A 19436-nucleotide genomic window follows, 5' to 3' on the forward strand; every position below is an offset into this window, starting at 1 on the left:
AAATTAAGCCTGCACGATTTATTTATTACAAAGGATTAAATAAGTCTATTCATAAATGGATGTTATAAATACATGTACAATCCAATCAAAATACTCCTTATGCTTTCCTCTCTGTTTCTCCTTTCCATTCAACTGAGTTATGGCGGAGGAATTCTTGTAGGGCGCACACGAGTGATTTATGAAGCCAATAAAAAAGAGGCATCATTACCTCTCAGCAATAAATCGGAAAGCAGGCCATTTCTTATCCAGTCTTGGACAGATGATGGTGATGGAAAAACACGAGGCCCATTTGTTGTTACTCCTCCACTTTTTCGTCTGAATGCCAATGACGAAAGCAACCTCCGTATTACATATACTGGAGGTGAATTACCTCAAGATAAAGAATCAATATTTTATATTAATGTGCGTGCTATTCCCTCTACGCCTAAAAATGATTACAACGAATTAAGACTTGTCATAAAAACCCGAATAAAGCTTTTTTACAGACCAGAAAAATTAAGCGGAAAAGCTTTTGAGGCATATAAACTGCTCACTTTCTCGCACGTTAAAGATCAACTGATGATAACTAACCCTACACCTTATTATGTGGTTTTCAGTTATCTCAAGGTAGGTAATGCCTTCCTGAATGACACCGACATGATTGCACCAAATAGCCAAATTTACGTGAAGTTACCGGCTAACAACGTCGGCGATATCATTGAATGGAGTGCAATAAATGATTATGGCGGGGATACCGCACCAGAGAAAAGAAGCCTTTGATTTTAATGGCTCCGCTCTGCCTTTAGTTGCATCAGTAAGATTCCAGGAAACTCAGAGAAATTGACTATGGATAGCCATCCAAATGCAAAAAAAGCGGGAAAGAGTGCCTTACTTCCCCGCATGCAGCGTCATATGGTCGCGCATTGCCTGAGCTGTTTCACGGCATTAATGAGCTATGCCGCCATGGCGGAAGAGGTCTACTTTGACCCTCACTTGCTTGAACAAAGTGGCCAGCCGACAGACAACGTGGATCTTTCAATTTTCTCAAAAAGTGATAATGCGCAGGTTGCCGGCGTTTACGATACGGCTATCTACGTCAACCTTGATAAGGTGCTGCAGCAAAAGATTCGTTATGACCAGTTGTCTGACGGTTCGTTATCTCCAGAGATTACCCCCGATCTGTTACGCGCACTGAACGTAAGGGTCGATGCATTTCCCTCTTTAGCCAACCATCAGCACGATGCTCCGCTTAATGTGCTTGGCCAGTATATTTCGGCAGCTACAGCTAAATTCGACTTTAACCGGATGCGTCTGGATATCAGTATGCCGCAGGCAGCAATTAATCAAACGGCTAAAGGCTACGTAGACCCAGAACGGTGGGACGACGGCGCTCCCGTATTATTTTCTAACTATACTTTTTCAGGTGCTGAACGAAAAAACAAAAATGGCAGCGATGATTCCAGTCAGTATCTGAACATGCAAAACGGAGTTAATTTAGGCCCCTGGCGCTTTCGAAATTACAGCACGTACAGCAGTAATGAAGGCCAGCAAAGTTGGGATGCCATTGCTACCTATGTTCAACGTGATATCAAAAGCCTGAAATCTCAGTTTCTGATCGGAGAAAGCTCTACGCCGGGAGATCTGTTTGCCAGCCTGCAATTTTCGGGGATTCAGCTGGCTTCAGATGACAATATGCTGCCTGACAGTCAACGGGGATTTGCACCTACCATACGCGGGATCGCCAATTCTTCTGCCGAGGTCACCATCCGCCAGGATGGCTATATTATTTATCAAAGTTATGTCGCACCGGGCGCTTTTGAAATTAACGATCTTTACCCTGCGTCATACAGCGGTGAACTCGAAGTCACCGTTAAAGAAGCGGATGGAACCGAAAGAAAATTTAATCAGCCCTTTTCATCTGTACCGATCATGCAACGACCAGGACGCTTCAAATACAGCGGCACTGTAGGTCGCTATCGCTCAAATGACAGTGATGATAAACAACCCAACTTTGCTCAAGGGACGGTAATTTACGGTATTTCCAATGAGATAACTTCCTATGCTGGCACACTTTTATCTACCGATTATTTTTCAGGTATGGCAGGGATAGGCTTTAACTTGTTTTCGCTGGGCTCCGTTTCTGTCGACCTGACTCAGGCTCAAACAACACGCGAAAATAATCAAAGCAGCAGCGGCCAGTCTTATCGCCTCCAGTATTCGAAAAATATCGAGGCAACGGATACCAATCTTTCAATCGCCAGCTACCGCTATTCCACAAGTGGATTCTATGATTATGATGAAGCTAACCGCTCACAGGAAGATGCAAAGCAAGAAGGGCATAAACGCAGCAAATATCAAGTCAGTATTAATCAGGCTCTTTGGGAAGGCGCCAGCGTGTATGTGTCGGCTTATCAGCAAGACTATTGGCGAGACACCAGTAAAGAGAATAACGTCTCGTTGGGATTGAATAACAATCTGTATGGCATCAGCTATAACCTTTCTTATAGCTACAGCCAGTTGGACGGCGAGAATAGTGATCAGCAAATCGCATTGAATATCCGCATCCCGCTGAGCGGCTGGTTGCCGCAAAGCTGGGCCACATATAGCGTTTCACGCGACAAAGAAGGGAATACCCGCCAGCAAGCAGGTCTTAGTGGAACCGCACTTGACGACCATCGACTTAGTTATTCCCTTCAGCAGAGCCATGCAGATCATGGTGGCAACGACAGCAGTAATATCAACACTGCTTATCGCTCATCCTTTGGCACATTCAACGCGGGCTATTATTACGATAATGACTCGCAACAAATCAACTATGGCATTGCTGGCGGCATCGTCGCGCATTCACACGGTTTAACGCTCTCTCAACCACTGGGTGAATCCTTTGCGTTGATTGATACAAATGGCGCCAGGGGAGCAAGATTGCAAAATCTCCCCGGACTCAGTACCGACTGGCGTGGATACGCCGTGGTGCCTTATCTCACATCCTATACCGAAAATCGCATCGCGTTAGATACCACGACCTTACCCGATGACGTGGATGTCACCCATACGTCAAAACTGGTTATACCCAACAAAGGTGCGATGGTCGTTGCACATTTCGACGCACGTATAGGGGCACGTGCGTTAATTAAACTTGTCCGCAGTAATGGTATCGCAGTGCCTTTCGGTGCTGTTGCTGTCAGTGAGGATCAATCGCTCGAAAATATCGTAGATGATGGCGGTGTACTGTATCTCTCAGGAGTAAAAACTGACGAGCCCGTAGATTTGCAGGTGAAATGGGGGGAGGCAATCCATCAACAATGCAAAGCCACCATTAATTTAAAACCTGCGGCATCATCGGTGCAATCCATCACTGCCTCATGCATTTAAGGATAAAACATGAACTGTTTGAAATCAGCCCTGCTTGCAAGCCTTACAGGTTTTTGCTCTTTGCAGGCTATTGCGGGCACTGCCACCTGTGAGCCAACGAATGGCAGTGCAGCTACTTATGAAAGTTCTCTTCTGCGTGATTTAACTGGCAATGACAATGAAAAGGGCAGCCTTATCACTGATGCGCTGAACAGCAGTCAGCAGAGTTATCAAATCACTTGTAATTGCACGCCTGCAGACGCCTCAAATGTTAATGGTGTATTAATCATGTACAGTCTGCAAACTTCACTCCCCCTCGGACATACCACTAACTACTTCAAAATAAATGATCATCTTGACGTAATGACTCAGATTGCTATCCCTAAAAACGGCAATGTCACCGTTCCGACCAGCAGAGCCGCCAGCGACGGCACACATCACTGGGATAAAGAAAACTCCGGTATCTGCACGCAGCAGAAAACCCAGGATAATCTGACTACCGGCTCCCAGGGCAGAGTAACGATATACATCACAAGACCTTTCATTGGTGTAGTGAACATTCCCCGCATCGAGATAGCCCGGATTTATGCCTCTTCAGCAACATCCAACACAAACGCGCCTCCTTTAGGATCACCCGTTGCTATTGTTTATCTCAGCGGAACGCTGACGGTACCGCAAAATTGTGAGATCAATCAGGGTGAAATCATTTCAGTCAATTTTGGTACTGTTCAGTCCAGCCTGTTTACTACTAAAGATTCTCCACCCAATGGTTATCGTCCTGTGACCTTTAATATTAAATATGACTGTTCGAAAAGTGGACTTCCTTCCATTCCCACCAATGATAAGTTAGAGATGATGCTTGAAGGGCAGGATGTAGAGAATCAGTATTATTTAATCGCGCGTCGCCGCCCCTCTGATAACAAAGCGGATATTGGAATTGTCGTAGAAGATGCAGGCGGGACTTACATGCCCTTTGTACAGGGGGTGTTACCTATGAATCAGAATGGGCTGGGGACAATTAATCTAAAAGCCATACCCATAAACCTGGTCGGCGGCGAACTCGACACAGGTCCCTTCCAGGCCACGGCCACGCTTAAAATCGATATCAGATAATTTTCAGGCAGCCATTGCGCTGCCCGAATTTCACCACTAATTCACAATCTCAATACTCACCAACCGGCTGTCCGCGCGTCCGCGATCGTCTACGGCGCGGATGCGGTACTGCCCGTTATTGATAGGCTGCCAGTTAATGGCGGATTTGCTTGCGGAGCTGCCGAGATAGATATCATCGACAAACCAGTAGACCGTTTTACTGTCCGCGTCAGTGACCGCGTTGAACGAAATCCGGTCGCGCCCCTGCTGGGATTGCCGCAAGGTATACGTCGTGTTTTTAAGCGGCGAGGTAATACGTGGCGGGTTACCACTGACGTCCACGCCGTTATCTTTGCAGTGACTCACCGGCGGTTTGCGCTTAGGTAAACCGGCTTGCGCAAACACGTTAGCCAGGTCCGACGGCCAGAACTCAAACACTTCTGTACGGGTTTCGTCCTCATCAAAGGGCGGACACGCCACATCACCAGTCAGTTTATCAAGACGCACCGGGCGATAGACGGTATCGACTTTAATTGGTGATTTACCGGGAATAAACCAGGTTTTGCCCTTTTGCTGGCACCAGGGTGTCGGTAAATCACCGCTGGCCAGGCAGATATCCACCCGTTTCAGGTGTTTAGGGAATGCACGCTTCGGCTCCTGCAATGCCGGATAGCTGGCATTGATGCTGTCGATAATATTGAAGAACAGCGGCGCTGCGGCCTCTGCGCCGACAAACACATTATTGCCTTTACTGTCGAAATTCCCCTCCCATACCACCAGCACGTAAGGACCGAAAATCCCGACGCTCCAGGCGTCACGAAATCCCCATGAGGTGCCGGTTTTCCAGTACACGGGCAGCGCGGAGGGCTGCTGGGCCAGCGTATCGCCAGGGCGGCGGTGCTGACGCAACATGTCCAGCGTCATAAAACTGGCTTCTTCACTCAGTAACCGTACCGGCGTGGCCGTTTGTGGATCACTCTTTTGCATCCTCAGCGGTTGCAGCACGCCGCGGTTCGCCAGCAGGGCATACAACTTTGCCAGTTCCTGCATCGTCACTTCCCCGCCGCCCAGCACCAGCGACAGGCCATAGTGATTTTCGCTGGACATATTGGCAACGCCGGAAAGACGCAGAAACTGATAAAACGACGGCTGGCGAAGCTGCGACGCAACATACACGGCAGGAATATTGCGGCTGAAGTTCAGGGCATCCGTGGCCGTCACTGGCCCCAGAAAGCGGCGGTCGAAGTTCTCCGGCGCATAAGCACCGAAGGCTGACGGCACATCCTTCAGGATAGTCATCGGATGCAACACGCCCTGCTCCATGCCCAGCGCGTAAATAAAGGGTTTGAGCGCCGATCCCGGCGAGCGTTTGGCGTTAGTGCCGTTCACCTGCCCCTGAATACTGCGGTTGTAGTAATCCGCCGATCCCATCAGCGCCCGCACCCCCATATCGCGGCTATCGACCAGCAGCACGGCGGCATTCTGGATACCGCGACTTTGGTTACGGGTGATAAATGCGTTTACCTGACGCTCAACCAGCCGCTGCAGGCCCGCGTCCAGCGTCGTGTCGATGCGGGTATTGGTCTGGATCAGTTGCCGGTTTTGCAGCCTGAGCTGTTCGATAAAATGTGGCGCGATGTAGGGCATCCGCTCCGGCTGGCGCAGCGCCAGCGGCAATCTGAACAGTGAAATCTGGCTGGAATCTGTGACGTAATGTGCCTGCCAGCGCTCAAACAGCCGGTTGCGTGCCTGCGTCAGCGCCGCCCCCAGTACGCCGGTATTGGCATCAATACGAAAACTCGGTGATTGCGGTAAAACAGCCAGCGTCAGGGCTTCAGGTAATGTCAGATCTTTGGGGGCCTTATTGAAATAAATCAGACTGGCGGCGCCGATGCTCTCAATGTTGCGCCCGTAGGGCGCGTAGTTCAGATAGGCTTCGAGGATGTCGTGTTTGGAATAACTCAGCTCCAGCTGAACCGCACGTAAAACCTGCATGATTTTGCCGGACGGCGTGCGGGTATTGAGATGCCAGTGCATACGCGCCAGTTGCATGGTGATGGTCGAGCCGCCCTGCATTTTGCCGCCCGCCACATAACTGCGCCAGAATCCACGCAGCAGGCTGACCGGGTTGAAACCGGGGTTAACGTAAAACCAGCGGTCTTCGTGCAACAGCAAACCGTTAATGGCCAGCGGAGAAACCTGTCCGAGCGGCGTCCACAAACGATAGCGGTCATCATTGGCAAGCGTGATGCGCATCAGCGTGCCCTGGCGATCGTAATAGACGGTTGAGAAAGGTTGCCCCTGCGAAAGCGGCGGATGCGGCCACAGACGGCAGACAAGCACGATCAGCGCCAGTAAAAAGACGCCCATCAGAATATTTTGCAGCAGACGTTTTGCTGTGCGGAAGAATGTGGGAATGGTGATCATCTTGCTACCTGGGAAAGGTTACGCCCCGCCGTGAATGGCGGGGCGTAGTCTTCAGACAGTGCCTGGCACCCTCTGTTATTTGTTGTCAGCAGCAGGCACAACCACCAGTTTTTTATCACTGACGGAGAGCGCCTGAACTTCGCGGTCGTACATCGCCTCGCCATACGCTGGCGGGATCACAAAGCTGCCGGTATTGGTGGCTTTGATCTGATACACAAACTCCTGTACATCGGTGCTTGCGCTGCCGTAAATCACCACGCGATCTTCACGAATATCGCTGTAGTCCGGCGCCCACGTTGAACCCGATGCCGCCAGCGGTGACTGCCAGGAAGCTGACGCTTCCGCGTCGCTGTTCTCGTCGCTGCTGTCAGATTCCGGTTCCGGTGGCGTTTGCTGAACCACTTCGAAGCCGCCCGGCAGCAAATCAACAATCGCCAGATTGCTTTGACCCTCTTCTGAATTGGCACGGACTTTCAGATGCACGTTGATCTTCTGCCCCAGCGTGACCTGCGTGACCGCATTGCCTTTTTCATCCGTGTAATCGCGGGTGATTTCCAGACCGCGCGAAATCGCTTTCTTCGGCGCGGACAGGTCGTAACCGGCCTGCGTCACCACATACCAGGCTGGCGCATCGTTACCGTTTTCCACACGCAATGCTTTCGCATCAGCAGTGAAATTCGCTTTCGCAAACAGCCCCTGAACGCTGGAAATCAGCTGCGGTTCAACATTATTTCTTTTGCTGATCTGCGTGATTTTCAGCGCATCCGGTGCCGTTACCTGGGCTGCCACCTGTGAGGAATAGCTCTCCAGCGCCAGAATGCTCATCGCCGAAGAATAGGTGGTGTAACGTTCCTCTTTCAGCGATTTGACCATGTTTTCCAGCACCTGCGGCGGAATGGCTGACACTTTTTCCGGGAAGTGACGGGTGATCAGATACAGCCGCGTTGCGTCCTGCACCAGTGGGTCAAAGTAACTCTGCGTCCACCAGGCTTTGTCATACGCCTTGCTCAGTTGCTTCCATGTCGGCTGCAACAGCGTATTGGCTTCATCATCCATCTTCAGCATGCGATAAGACGACGCCAGATACAGCGCGCTGAGATCGGTTTTCCAGGTGTCCGGATAACGCTGTTGCAGTGTGTCCTGCACCGAGGCCAGCGAACTGGTGGTGATTTCACCCTGACGCGTCAGCAGATACACCGCCCATGCGCGCAGACGTAAGTTGTACAAATCATCATTCTGATTCGCCGCCAATACACGTAATGCGCCGTTGGCCTCTTCCAGCATGCCGGCTGGCAGCGCCACGCCTGCGGCTTTGGCTTCCAGCAAATACTGCACCACATAAGGCGTGACGAACGGATCGGTTTCCGGCGACGAACGCCACAGACCTATCGCGCCGCTGTCGTTCTGACGTGAACGCAGGATCGCCAGCATGTCTTTCAATTTCTTACTGGTTTCAGCCTGACTCAGACTGCCTTTCATTTCCGGATGCAGCCCTTCAAGGATCATCGGAACCGAACGGCTGACAATCTGCTCCGAACAGTAGTACGGATAATCCGCCAGATACTGCGACAACCCGTTGGTCAGCACCAGTGGCGAGTTGGAAACTGCCGCTTTGCGCACCGAATATGCATCAAACATCTGACGCAGGTTATCGACGTTCTGGCTGCTTCCGCTCATGCGTCCCATCACCGACTGCGTGCGGAACGGCATCGCCGGTCGCACCGACGTGCTGATGGTACGGCGGCTGGTTTTATCAGCATACGTAGCGTCAAACACCAGCGGCGCATCGCCCGGCAGGGCTTTGGCGCGCAGACGGAAGTTGATTACGCCTTCGCGTTTTTCGGCCAGCGACAGGTTCTGATCGGCTTTACCGACCACTTCCAGTTGTGGCAGCACGGTCAGGTGGATCGCCACCGGAATGCTTTTTCCGTTCAGACCTTCGAGGTTATTGCTGACCCCGACACTAACGTCAAACTCATCGCCCGGCGCTACCATCGACGGCACATTCGGCGTCATGATGAAGTTGTCGCGCACCGTTGCGGACGTTTGCGCTTTACCGATTTTGTCCGGCGTGACTGAAATTGCCATCACGCGGATTTTACCGTTGAAGTAATCCGGCACCTGGTAATCGAACTGCTTCTCGCCATTTACTTCGGTAATGCCAGACCAGTACGCCACCGGCTTATCGCGTTTACGTTTGAACGGATTGACGTTCAGATCCAGCCCTTCACCGGCGTCCCCGCCCGGCGCGGCGGCCAGCTGCATCAGCTTGCTGAACTCCGGCAGGATAAGGTCGAGGATTTGCGAGCTTTCCACGCCAAGCTCGCGTTTACGGAAGAAATACTCCAGCGGATCTTTCAGGCGATAACGCGCCACCTGCAAAATCCCCTCATCGACGGCAAACAGCGCAACCTGCTGCGGGCCGTCTGTCATCACGGTCATCGCCAGGTTTTCGCCCGGTTTGATCACTTCAGGCGCGTCAACTTCGAGGTAGTTCTGCCGCGCTTTGGTACTGATTTTGAATGGCATTACGCCGTAGCTGAGCGGGCTCATGAAGATTTCGTCGGAATTCACATCGCGTACGAACTGCACGTTGATATAGCCGTTGCCTTCCATGCCCGCAGGGACGCGGATTTTCTGCACCGAACTGGTGGTATCGGTGTGGAACCACTGCCAGCTGTAGACTTTATCTTTCTCGATGGTGATAAGGCCACTGCCGGTATACGGCGCGTTAACCGACACCTCGATTTCCTCGCCCGGCAGATATTCGCCCTGATTCAGTTTCAGCTTCAGTTCGGCATTTCTGTCCAGCGAACGGCTGAGGTTGGCATTACCGGCGACGGTATAGCCAATGCGGTTCAGCACGTTGCCCTGTGCGTCTTCAACCACCAGCACGAAATCACCCGGTTTGTCCGTCGCCAGCGTCAGGTCATTGCCCTGCGCGGTGAGTGACAGCGGCTGTTCCGACAACTGCACTTCCTTCATTTTGGACTGATATTTATAAACGCCGGAATCCTGTTTGGTCAGCACCGAAATGTATTTCTGTTCGATCAGTGCAACTTTCAGCGCAGGCAGCGCGATCTGTTTCAGCGTCGGATCAACCGCAATCACATTGAGATGACGCACCGCACTGCGGTTGATGTACCCCAGATCGCCGTCCGGTTTAACGCCGACCAGATAATCATACGGCGACACTAAAACCCGTGCAGTGGCGGAAACCGAACGCCCGCCACCGGCCACAAACGCCTCGGACAGCAACTGCAACTGGTAGGTCGCGTCAGCATAGGATTTCAGGTCCAGCGGAATGTTCGCCGCGCCTTTTTCATCGGTGGTGCGGTCTTCCAGTTCTGTTTCGAAACCGTCGCTGTTCTGGCGGTTCTCATAGAAGGCATATTCCGGGAACTGATCAAAGCTCGGATACATCGGGCGCAGCGTCAGTTTCGAGGTCACGCGGCGATCTTGTGCCGGTGTGCCAAACAAATTTTGCACGTCGATATTGGCCTGCAATTCCGAGGGTTTCACCCAGCCCTGCTTGCGCTCAGGCGTCAGCTGGAGTTTTACCTTCAGCTGGTCCGGCTCGAACTCTTTCACATTGACGGAGGTATGGCCCAGCAGCGTAGAAGATTCATTGTCTTTGCCGATCAGATACAGATAGACGTTCCATTCGCCGGTAGGCGAATTATCATCAGTCGTGTAACTGAGTTCGTTAAAACCACTGGCACCGAGCGTCAGCGGTACAGTGCTCATCAGCTTATCGCGCGGATCATGGATCTCAGCGCGAACCGGCACACCGGCCAGCCCGTTACTCCAGTCAGCAGCGCGGGTGATCAGGCCGATATTAAACGTATCGCCCGGACGGTAGACACCGCGATCGGAGAACAGATAGCTGCTCAGCGTGCGCGGATCGTTCGGCGTGATTTCGCCATCAATGTCAAAACGCGAGAAGTCGAGGCCACGATCGTTATCGCGATCGGCAGGCAGGAAGGAGACATCGCCCTCTTTCTCTGCCAGGAACATCACCGGCTGGCGCTCGCTGGTGTAAACGTCCAGCGCCGGGAAACGCACATGGCCGTCGGCACCGGTGGTTTGCGTCAGCAGCGTGACGCCGTTTTTCGCAATCACCGAGACTTTCGCGTTCGCCACCGGCGTACCGCTGTGAATTGACTGCACAAACACATCGCGGGTTTTATCCTGCGAACGCTTGGCAATAATCCCCAGATCGGTCACAACGACAAAGCGGGAATCGCCCACAGAGGGTTCGTCACTGCTCTCTTCTTCCTGATAGACGTTGCCGTCATCATCTGCGGCCGGTTTTTCTTCTTTCTTCTTCGGATCCCATTCCGACAGCGTCAGCAGGAATACGCCACGGTGCGAGTTGGGATCGGTCGAAAGGTAGCGGGAGAGATCAACGCCCTGATAATTCACCTCACCCGGTTTATCGTTATTTACCGCCGTCTGATATTTAAAGTGCTCAGTAAAATACTCGTCATTCAGACGGTTAAATTCTGCCGAGGAATACTGACGGCTTTTGAAGGAAACGATGTGCTGCAACTGGCCTGGGATCACCCGTTTGATGTCCAGACGCATTCCCGGCACGTTACGCGCCGCAACGCTGATTTGCTTGTCACCGTTGACCGACAGCAGCGAGCCCTGCGACATAAATTGCAGAGATTTCGGATAATCAGGAACTTGCACGATACGGTAGACTTTTTCCGGCATTTTGTAGCCACCGGAGGAGGTCAGCACGTTATCAATTTCCACCAGCATTGAGCGGTGCGCAGGGGCATCAAAGCGGAAGCTGAACTGCGGCTGAAAATCACTTTCGGCGTCATTGAGCTGAATATTCAGCGGTGTGGACAGCGCCAGCACGTTATTTTCGATGCTTTGCACTTCCCAGCTGGCGTAGTCGTCCGGGCCGGTACCGGCTTCGGTTTCATTCGGATCGTGCTGCGGCAACAGCCAGACTTTCACCGCGCGGCGAATGTCTTTGTCTTTGACCGCATCGCTGAAACCGACAATCAGTGCACGCTGGCCTTTCGCCCCGTCAGCATCCACGACCTGCGCGCTGGCTTCATTTACCGTCAGGCTGTAAAGCGTCGGCACGGAAACCACACCATTTCTGGCTTGTGTCGTGGCGTTCGATGCCACCGAGGCTTTCACGCCCTCACCGATCGAGACGCGCACGGAGCCGCCGTGATCAAGTGATTTCAGCGGTTCAGAATGCACCCACGCATTGAGTTTTTTCTGGTCGTAGACCACGGAATAATTGAGTTTTGACTCGGTTTTGGCTTTTCCTTCGGTCAGGCCAAGCGCGATTTGCTTTTCAAAGCTGGCCACATCCACCGGTGCATTAAATCTGAGGTTGAAAATGGCACTGCGTTTTTGCGGATCCTGCGGGTCCTGATAATACTCAGTTTCCCCAAGCTGATAATCAAACGCCGGCGCAGTGAATTCATAGCGCGTCACGGGCAGTTTGATTTGCGGGGCGAGTAACACGTCAGGCGTGAAATTCACTTCATATCGGGTGCCCATTGGCAGCGGTTTTTTCGGCGTGAATGCCAGCGTGTAGCCACTCAGCCATTTCCACTCGCCTTCCACAGCGGGTTTCAGGGAAATCCCTTTCTCGACCACTTTGCCAACATCGGTCAGCGGTGCAGCGGAGTTTTTGAAGTAAAACGACACCTGCTGCGGCACCAGTTTCTGTGCGGCGTAGTTCACCGCTTCCGGGCCACTGACCCGCACGCTGGTTTCCTGATAGACCATCGGTGCCGGTTCAATCGGCTGTGGACGGTTTAACCACCAGTGCCAGCCATAAACGCCCGCGCCTGCCGCGCACAGCAATACCAGAATCGTCAGGCTGATGGCTTTCGGGTGTTTATCCACCCCGCCTTCCAGGCGTGCAAAACCACGCTTCAGCCCGCCGGACATTGCCGTCCACCAGACCGGCGCACGCCAGTCGATATTGCCGACAACAGGTTTAAAGACGCGCCCAAGCAGACCCAAAATGAAGGCCAGCGCGCGGAGGACGCCTTTTATCAATGTAAAAGGCAGACGAAGTAAGAATTTGAGTAAATCCATTTGTAGCTGTACCCCTAATCCCTGTGACCCATAACCAGAAGTTATTTTTTATGAAACTATTATAAAATTCAGAATATTGCGTAAACGGTGAATAGAATATAAACCCACGCTATCGCGGCGAAGGATAATAATTATTCGACTAAAAAGCCATCACATAAAGCGTAGCAGTCCGGCAGATTTTTCGGCCAATTTCTGCACTGCCAGCAATGCAAATGTGTGAAACAATGGCCGCAGAAATTTTTGAAAAATTAACCGCGTGGAAGGCAACAGCCAGCATGAAGACCAAACTGATTACCCGCGAAGGCTACGACAAGCTCAAAACAGAGCTGGATTTCCTGTGGCGGGAAGAGCGTCCTGAGGTGACTAAAAAAGTCACCTGGGCCGCAAGCCTCGGCGATCGCAGCGAAAATGCTGATTACCAGTACAACAAAAAGCGCCTGCGCGAGATCGACCGCCGCATCCGCTATCTGACCAAATGCATGGAACAGCTGCGCATTGTCGATTACTCGCCGCAGCAGGACGGCAAAGTGTTCTTTGGCGCATGGGTAGAAGTGGAAAACGACGACGGCGACATCAAGCGTTTTCGCATCGTTGGCTATGACGAAATCTTTGGCCGCAAAGACTATATTTCTATCGACTCCCCGATGGCGCGTGCGCTGCTGAAAAAGGAAGTCGGTGACAGCCTGGTGGTCACCACACCGGTTGGCGATGCGACCTGGTACGTCAATGACATTGACTACGTGAAATGATCAGCTAACTCTCAAAACGCGCAGCGCAATGGCCTGATGGCTGGCATTTACAGCCTTCAAACCGTATAACTGTGCCCCTGCTTTTACGTCACTCACTAACGAAAAAACTGATACCAGACCTATGAATGATCAACTGAGCCGCATTATCGCAAGTGAATTGCAGGTTCGCCCGGAGCAGGTTGCTTCCGTGGTGCGTCTGCTGGATGAAGGTAATACCGTGCCGTTTATTGCGCGGTATCGTAAGGAAGTCACCGGTGGGTTGGATGATACCCAACTGCGTCAGTTGGACTCCCGTCTGGGCTATCTGCGTGAGCTGGAAGACCGTCGTCAGACCATCCTCAAATCCATCGAAGAACAGGGCAAGCTGAGCGACGATTTGGCGAAAGCCATCCGTACCACGCTGAGCAAAACCGAGCTGGAAGATCTCTACCTGCCGTTCAAACCCAAGCGCCGCACGCGCGGGCAAATCGCGATCGAAGCCGGTCTGGAACCGCTGGCCGAATTGTTGTGGAACGAACCGCAAAACGAGCCGGATGCCGCCGCCGCGAAATTTATCGATGCCGATAAAGGCGTGGCCGACACCAAAGCGGCGCTCGATGGCGCGCGTTACATTCTGATGGAGCGCTTCGCCGAAGATGCAGGGCTGCTGGCGAAAGTCCGCGATTATTTGTGGAAAAACGCTCACCTGACCTCCCGCATGGTCGAAGGCAAAGAGCAGGAAGGCGCGAAATTCCGCGACTATTTTGATCACCACGAACCTATTTCTCAGGTGCCTTCGCACCGCGCGCTGGCGATGTTCCGTGGCCGTAACGAAGGTATCCTGCAACTGGCGCTGAATGCCGATCCGCAGCACGACGAGCCGCCGAAAGAGAGCTACGCGGAACAGCTGATCATCGATCATCTCGGTCTGCGCCTGAACAACGCGCCTGCCGACGTCTGGCGCCGTGCGGTGGTCAACTGGACCTGGCGCATCAAAGTGCTGCTGCACCTTGAAACTGAACTGATGGGCACCGTGCGCGAACGCGCCGAAGATGAAGCAATTAACGTCTTTGCCCGCAACATGCACGATTTACTGATGGCGGCACCCGCCGGGATGCGCGCCACCATGGGCCTCGATCCGGGCTTGCGTACCGGTGTCAAAGTGGCCGTTGTGGATAACACCGGCAAACTGGTGGATATCGACACGGTTTATCCCCATACCGGACAGGCGGCCAAAGCCGCGCAGCAGGTTGCCGCGCTGTGCATCAAACATAATGTTGAGCTGGTGGCGATCGGTAACGGTACCGCGTCCCGCGAAACAGAACGTTTCTTCCTCGAGCTGCAAAAACAGTTCCCGGCGGTAAAAGCGCAGAAAGTGATTGTCAGTGAGGCCGGTGCGTCGGTGTATTCCGCCTCCGAACTGGCCGCGCTGGAATTCCCGGATCTGGACGTTTCCATTCGCGGCGCGGTGTCTATCGCCCGGCGCTTACAGGATCCGCTGGCAGAGCTTGTGAAAATCGACCCGAAATCTATCGGTGTCGGCCAGTATCAGCACGACGTCAGCCAGTCACAGCTGGCGAAAAAACTCGATACCGTGGTCGAAGACTGCGTGAACGCCGTGGGTGTGGATCTCAACACGGCCTCCGTGCCGCTTCTGACCCGCGTGGCTGGCCTGACCCGCATGATGGCGCAGAATATCGTTAACTGGCGCGACGAGAACGGTCAGTTCCGTAACCGTGAACAACTGCTGAAAGTCAGCCGTCTGGGGCCGAAAGCCTTCGAACAGTGCGCGGGCTTCCTGCGTATCAATCACGGCGACAACCCGCTCGATGCCTCAACGGTTCACCCGGAAACCTATCCGGTGGTCGAACGTATTCTGGCCGCGACACAGCTGGCGCTGAAAGATCTGATGGGCGATTCCAATGCGCTGCGCGGTCTGAAAGCCAGCGAATTCACCGATGAACAATTTGGTGTGCCAACCGTCACCGACATCATCAAAGAGCTGGAAAAACCGGGGCACGATCCGCGTCCTGAGTTCAAGACAGCGACCTTTGCCGATGGCGTGGAAACCATGAATGACCTGATGCCGGGCATGATCCTCGAAGGCTCCGTCACCAACGTCACCAACTTCGGCGCATTCGTGGACATCGGCGTTCATCAGGACGGTCTGGTGCACATTTCATCTCTGGCAAACAAATTCGTCGAAGATCCGCACACCGTGGTGAAAGCCGGCGATATCGTGAAAGTCAAAGTGATGGAAGTCGATCTGCAACGTAAGCGTATTGCGCTGACCATGCGTCTGGACGAGCAACCGGGCGAAGCACCGGCGCGCCGTTCATCGGCACCGGCTGCGGCCACCCCGCGCGATGGGCAGAAACGTCCCGCACAAAACAAACCGGCAGGCCGCAATGCGGCACCGGCGGGCAATAACGCGATGGCCGATGCGCTGGCCGCCGCACTGGGCAAAAAACGCTAATTTTTTCGTTTTCTCCTGCCAACCGAAAGCCGCTGAATTTTAGCGGCTTTTTTTATGTACTTTATTTCGACACTTTTTAAAGTCTCTCCTATTGAATCAATCACTGCGGTAAATCAATAAATCGGCCTTTGCACAGGCATAGGATAGCGACGCGGTAGGGACAACCGTGAAGAGGCACGCCTCTTTTCTTTTTGTCTCTTCATGCGTACTAATTATGATAACTATTTTCGTTTGTACTACTTTGCGTATTCAGTACGCCGTCGGTTTCAGACTGACATTTTGCACCAGGGACAATTTCTGAGCAGTATTTCGCAACTAAGTGGGATCACCGGGCACGGAAGCGCGGCGTAGCATTTGTCACGCTGCCCCCAACATGCCTGAACGCTTCGCGAGGAACTATGCAACTTCAATCAAAACGTGCTTACAAAATCACCGGCTTTTCTCATGAAATCAGCCCGGCCTACCGCCAGAAACTGCTGTCGCTCGGCATGCTGCCAGGGTCATTCTTCAACATCATCCGCGTGGCACCGATGGGCGACCCGGTACAAATCGAAACCCGCCGCACCAGTCTGGTGGTTCGCAGAAAAGATCTCGATCTGCTCAAACTCGAAATGCTGGCCTGACCTTTTTGCGCAGGTCGCTCTGATCCCCTGCGCGTTTCTCCTTTCTCACACGTAGATCTGAACGTATGAAAGCACTGACCATTGGCCTGATTGGTAATCCCAATTCAGGTAAAACGACCCTTTTCAATCAGCTGACCGGTTCACGCCAACGCGTGGGCAACTGGGCTGGCGTGACCGTCGAGCGCAAAGAAGGCCAGTTCGCCACCGGAGAACACAAAGTCACGCTGGTGGATTTACCGGGCACCTACTCCCTGACTACCATTTCCGAGCAAACCTCGCTCGACGAACAAATTGCCTGCCACTACATTCTTAGCGGCGACGCCGATCTGATGATTAACGTGGTGGATGCCTCGAACCTTGAGCGCAATCTCTACCTGACGCTGCAACTGCTCGAACTCGGCATTCCCTGCATCGTCGCACTGAACATGCTCGACATCGCCAACATCCAGAACATCCATATTGATATCCCGGCGCTCTCCGCGCGTCTGGGTTGCCCGGTGATCGCGCTGGTATCGACACGCGCATCAGGCATCAAAGAGCTGAAAGCAGCTATCGACCAGCTGCCGCCCGCCACCGCCATGGAGCGCGTGGTTTACCACCCCATTCTGCAACAGGAAGTGGACGCGCTTGCCCGCGATATGCCGGCAGAAATGGCGCTGCAACAGCGTCGCTGGCTGGCGCTGCAAATTCTCGAAGGCGATATTTACAGCCAGAGTCACGCGGGTAACGCGCAACAGCGGCTGCCAGAAGTGAAAGCCCGGCTCGCCGCGCAGCAACTGGATGACCCCGCGCTGCTTATCGCCGATGCGCGCTACCAGTGCATTGCCGCCCTGAGTGCCGACATCAGTAACTCGCATCTCACCGCGCCGAATAAACTGACGCAGGTGCTGGATCGCGTGATCCTCAACCGTTTCCTCGGCGTGCCGATTTTCCTGCTGGTGATGTACCTGATGTTCGTTCTGGCGATCAACATCGGCGGCGCGCTGCAACCGATTTTCGATATCGGCTCAGCGGCGATTTTCATTCAGGGCATGCAGTGGATCGGATTTACCCTGCACTTCCCGCAGTGGCTGACCATTTTCCTGGCACAGGGGATCGGTGGCGGTATCAACACCGTGCTGCCGCTGGTGCCGCAAATCGGCATGATGTATCTGTTCCTTTCCTTCCTTGAAGACTCCGGTTACATGGCCCGCGCGGCCTTCGTGATGGACAGACTGATGCAGGCGCTCGGTCTTCCTGGCAAATCTTTCGTGCCGCTGATTGTCGGTTTCGGCTGTAACGTGCCGTCGATTATGGGTGCCCGTACGCTGGATGCGCCGCGTGAACGCCTTATCACCGTCATGATGGCGCCGTTTATGTCCTGCGGCGCGCGTCTGGCGATTTTCGCCGTGTTTTCCGCCGCGTTCTTCGGCCAGGATGGCGCGTCGATTGTCTTCTCGCTGTATCTGCTGGGGATTGTGGTCGCCATCCTGACCGGTCTGCTGCTGAAATACACCATCATGCGCGGTGAAGCCTCGCCGTTTGTGATGGAGCTGCCGGTGTATCACGTTCCGCATCTGAAAAGTCTGCTGCTGCAAACCTGGCAGCGTCTGAAAGGTTTCGTGCTGCGTGCGGGTAAAGTGATTGTGATTGCGAGTATTTTCATCGGCGCGCTGAACAGCTTCTCTTTCAGCGGTAAGGCGGTGAATAACATCAATGACTCCGCGCTGGCATCGGTCAGTAAAGTGCTGACACCGGTGCTCTCACCGATGGGCGTGCACCCTGACAACTGGCAGGCAACCGTCGGGCTGGTGACCGGTGCGATGGCGAAAGAGGTGGTGGTCGGTACGCTGAACACGCTCTACACCGCCGAACACATCACCAATGAAGAATTCGACGCCGCCAGTTTCAACCTGCCCGACGAACTGCGCGGTGCCGTAAACGAAACCTGGCAGGGCCTGAAAGACACCTTCAGCATCAGCGTGCTCTCCAACCCGATCGAAGCCAGTAAAGGCGACGGCGAGATGGGCGTCAGTTCAATGGGCGTGATGAGCAGCAAATTTGGCTCAGCGATTTCGGCCTACAGCTATCTGATCTTCGTGCTGCTGTACGTGCCTTGCGTATCGGTGATGGGCGCTATCGCCCGTGAAACCAGCCGCAGCTGGATGACGTTCTCCATCTTCTGGGGGCTGAACGTGGCGTATTCTCTGGCGACACTGTTCTATCAGGCAGCCACGTTCAGCAGCCATCCGACGCACAGTGCGACCATCATCCTTATCGTACTCGTCTTCAACGCGCTGGTGCTCACCACCCTGCGCAAAGCCCGCAGCCGCGTCAGCGTTCACCTGCAACCGCGTCAAGCTGCGGCCTGCTGTGCACCGGCGACCGGCAGTGATTGCCATTAGGAGGCGCGATGGCCAGTCTGATTCAGGTACGTGACAGCCTCGCACTGGCTGGCCGGGCAGATGCCCGCCAGCTCAGCCGGCAACTCAACACACCGCAACCGCTGGTGCAGGCGATGCTCGAAAAGCTGGTCGCCATGCAAAAAGCCGAGGCGATAGACGCCGACGACAGCTGCCTTTCCGGCGGCTGTAAAAGCTGCGCCGAAGGCAAAAAGTGCCTGACGGTCAGCTACCGGTTAATCCCGCAGTAATTCGATTTTTTCCTAAATAGCCGCGTTGCGGCTATCATCACAGGTCGCAA

Annotated in this window: 10 protein-coding genes; 8 read left to right on the top strand and 2 right to left on the bottom strand. The window is 53.5% G+C overall.

The annotated features are described in order from the left end of the window. Window positions 1-72 precede the first annotated feature (72 nt). The 3 genes from ACO0U8_RS17080 (at window position 73) to ACO0U8_RS17090 (ending at window position 4443) form a co-directional block, all read left to right on the top strand. Window positions 73-759 (top strand): fimbrial biogenesis chaperone, encoded by a 687-nt coding sequence (locus ACO0U8_RS17080; RefSeq protein WP_390973509.1) that lies wholly within the window; start codon window positions 73-75, stop codon window positions 757-759. A gap of 120 nt (window positions 760-879) precedes the next feature. Then, the gene (locus tag ACO0U8_RS17085; RefSeq protein WP_390975714.1) at window positions 880-3351 is read left to right on the top strand and encodes a fimbria/pilus outer membrane usher protein; all 2472 of its coding nucleotides are present in this window, start codon (window positions 880-882) and stop codon (window positions 3349-3351) included. A gap of 9 nt (window positions 3352-3360) precedes the next feature. Further along, entirely contained in the window at window positions 3361-4443 is a 1083-nt protein-coding gene (locus tag ACO0U8_RS17090) for a fimbrial protein (RefSeq protein ID WP_421671304.1), read from the top strand. Between the two features lie 36 nt (window positions 4444-4479). Here the strand turns inward: ACO0U8_RS17090 and pbpC are convergent, their stop codons facing one another. Beyond that, window positions 4480-6849 (bottom strand): penicillin-binding protein 1C, encoded by a 2370-nt coding sequence (gene pbpC / locus ACO0U8_RS17095; RefSeq protein WP_421671305.1) that lies wholly within the window; start codon window positions 6847-6849, stop codon window positions 4480-4482. Between the two features lie 75 nt (window positions 6850-6924). Then, a complete protein-coding gene (locus ACO0U8_RS17100; RefSeq protein WP_421671306.1) occupies window positions 6925-12927 on the bottom strand; it encodes an MG2 domain-containing protein in 6003 nt (2000 codons plus the stop codon). 275 nt (window positions 12928-13202) lie between these two features. Between ACO0U8_RS17100 and greB the strand changes: the two genes are divergently transcribed. From greB to ACO0U8_RS17125, 5 genes are all read left to right on the top strand, one after another. Then, the gene (gene greB / locus ACO0U8_RS17105; RefSeq protein WP_056775408.1) at window positions 13203-13676 is read left to right on the top strand and encodes a transcription elongation factor GreB; all 474 of its coding nucleotides are present in this window, start codon (window positions 13203-13205) and stop codon (window positions 13674-13676) included. Window positions 13677-13797: 121 nt separating this feature from the next. Beyond that, on the top strand, window positions 13798-16131 hold the full coding sequence (locus ACO0U8_RS17110; protein ID WP_217202650.1) for a Tex family protein: 2334 nt from the start codon (window positions 13798-13800) through the stop codon (window positions 16129-16131). 398 nt (window positions 16132-16529) lie between these two features. Next, a complete protein-coding gene (gene feoA / locus ACO0U8_RS17115; protein ID WP_056775414.1) occupies window positions 16530-16754 on the top strand; it encodes a ferrous iron transporter A in 225 nt (74 codons plus the stop codon). A gap of 65 nt (window positions 16755-16819) precedes the next feature. Next, window positions 16820-19138, top strand: a complete 2319-nt coding sequence (gene feoB, locus ACO0U8_RS17120; RefSeq protein WP_421671307.1) for a Fe(2+) transporter permease subunit FeoB — start codon at window positions 16820-16822, stop codon at window positions 19136-19138. An 8-nt stretch (window positions 19139-19146) separates the two neighbouring features. Then, window positions 19147-19386 carry a FeoC-like transcriptional regulator gene (locus tag ACO0U8_RS17125; protein WP_122097288.1) on the top strand — a complete coding sequence of 80 codons (240 nt, stop codon included), beginning with the start codon at window positions 19147-19149 and terminating at the stop codon, window positions 19384-19386. The last annotated feature ends 50 nt before the right edge of the window (window positions 19387-19436 follow it).

This window comes from Rahnella sp. EDr1-12 (genome assembly GCF_049206505.1).
Lineage (GTDB): Bacteria > Pseudomonadota > Gammaproteobacteria > Enterobacterales > Enterobacteriaceae > Rahnella > Rahnella rivi.

Excerpts from the sequence above, each read along its gene's own strand:
- ACO0U8_RS17085 (WP_390975714.1), top strand. The coding sequence starts at position 880 with ATGCAGCGTCATATGGTCGCGCATTGCCTGAGCTGTTTCACGGCATTA.
- ACO0U8_RS17100 (WP_421671306.1), bottom strand. The coding sequence starts at position 12,927 with ATGGATTTACTCAAATTCTTACTTCGTCTGCCTTTTACATTGATAAAA.
- ACO0U8_RS17125 (WP_122097288.1), top strand. The coding sequence starts at position 19,147 with ATGGCCAGTCTGATTCAGGTACGTGACAGCCTCGCACTGGCTGGCCGG.
- ACO0U8_RS17080 (WP_390973509.1), top strand. The coding sequence starts at position 73 with ATGTACAATCCAATCAAAATACTCCTTATGCTTTCCTCTCTGTTTCTC.
- ACO0U8_RS17090 (WP_421671304.1), top strand. The coding sequence starts at position 3,361 with ATGAACTGTTTGAAATCAGCCCTGCTTGCAAGCCTTACAGGTTTTTGC.
- feoB (WP_421671307.1), top strand. The coding sequence starts at position 16,820 with ATGAAAGCACTGACCATTGGCCTGATTGGTAATCCCAATTCAGGTAAA.
- feoA (WP_056775414.1), top strand. The coding sequence starts at position 16,530 with ATGCAACTTCAATCAAAACGTGCTTACAAAATCACCGGCTTTTCTCAT.
- pbpC (WP_421671305.1), bottom strand. The coding sequence starts at position 6,849 with ATGATCACCATTCCCACATTCTTCCGCACAGCAAAACGTCTGCTGCAA.
- ACO0U8_RS17110 (WP_217202650.1), top strand. The coding sequence starts at position 13,798 with ATGAATGATCAACTGAGCCGCATTATCGCAAGTGAATTGCAGGTTCGC.
- greB (WP_056775408.1), top strand. The coding sequence starts at position 13,203 with ATGAAGACCAAACTGATTACCCGCGAAGGCTACGACAAGCTCAAAACA.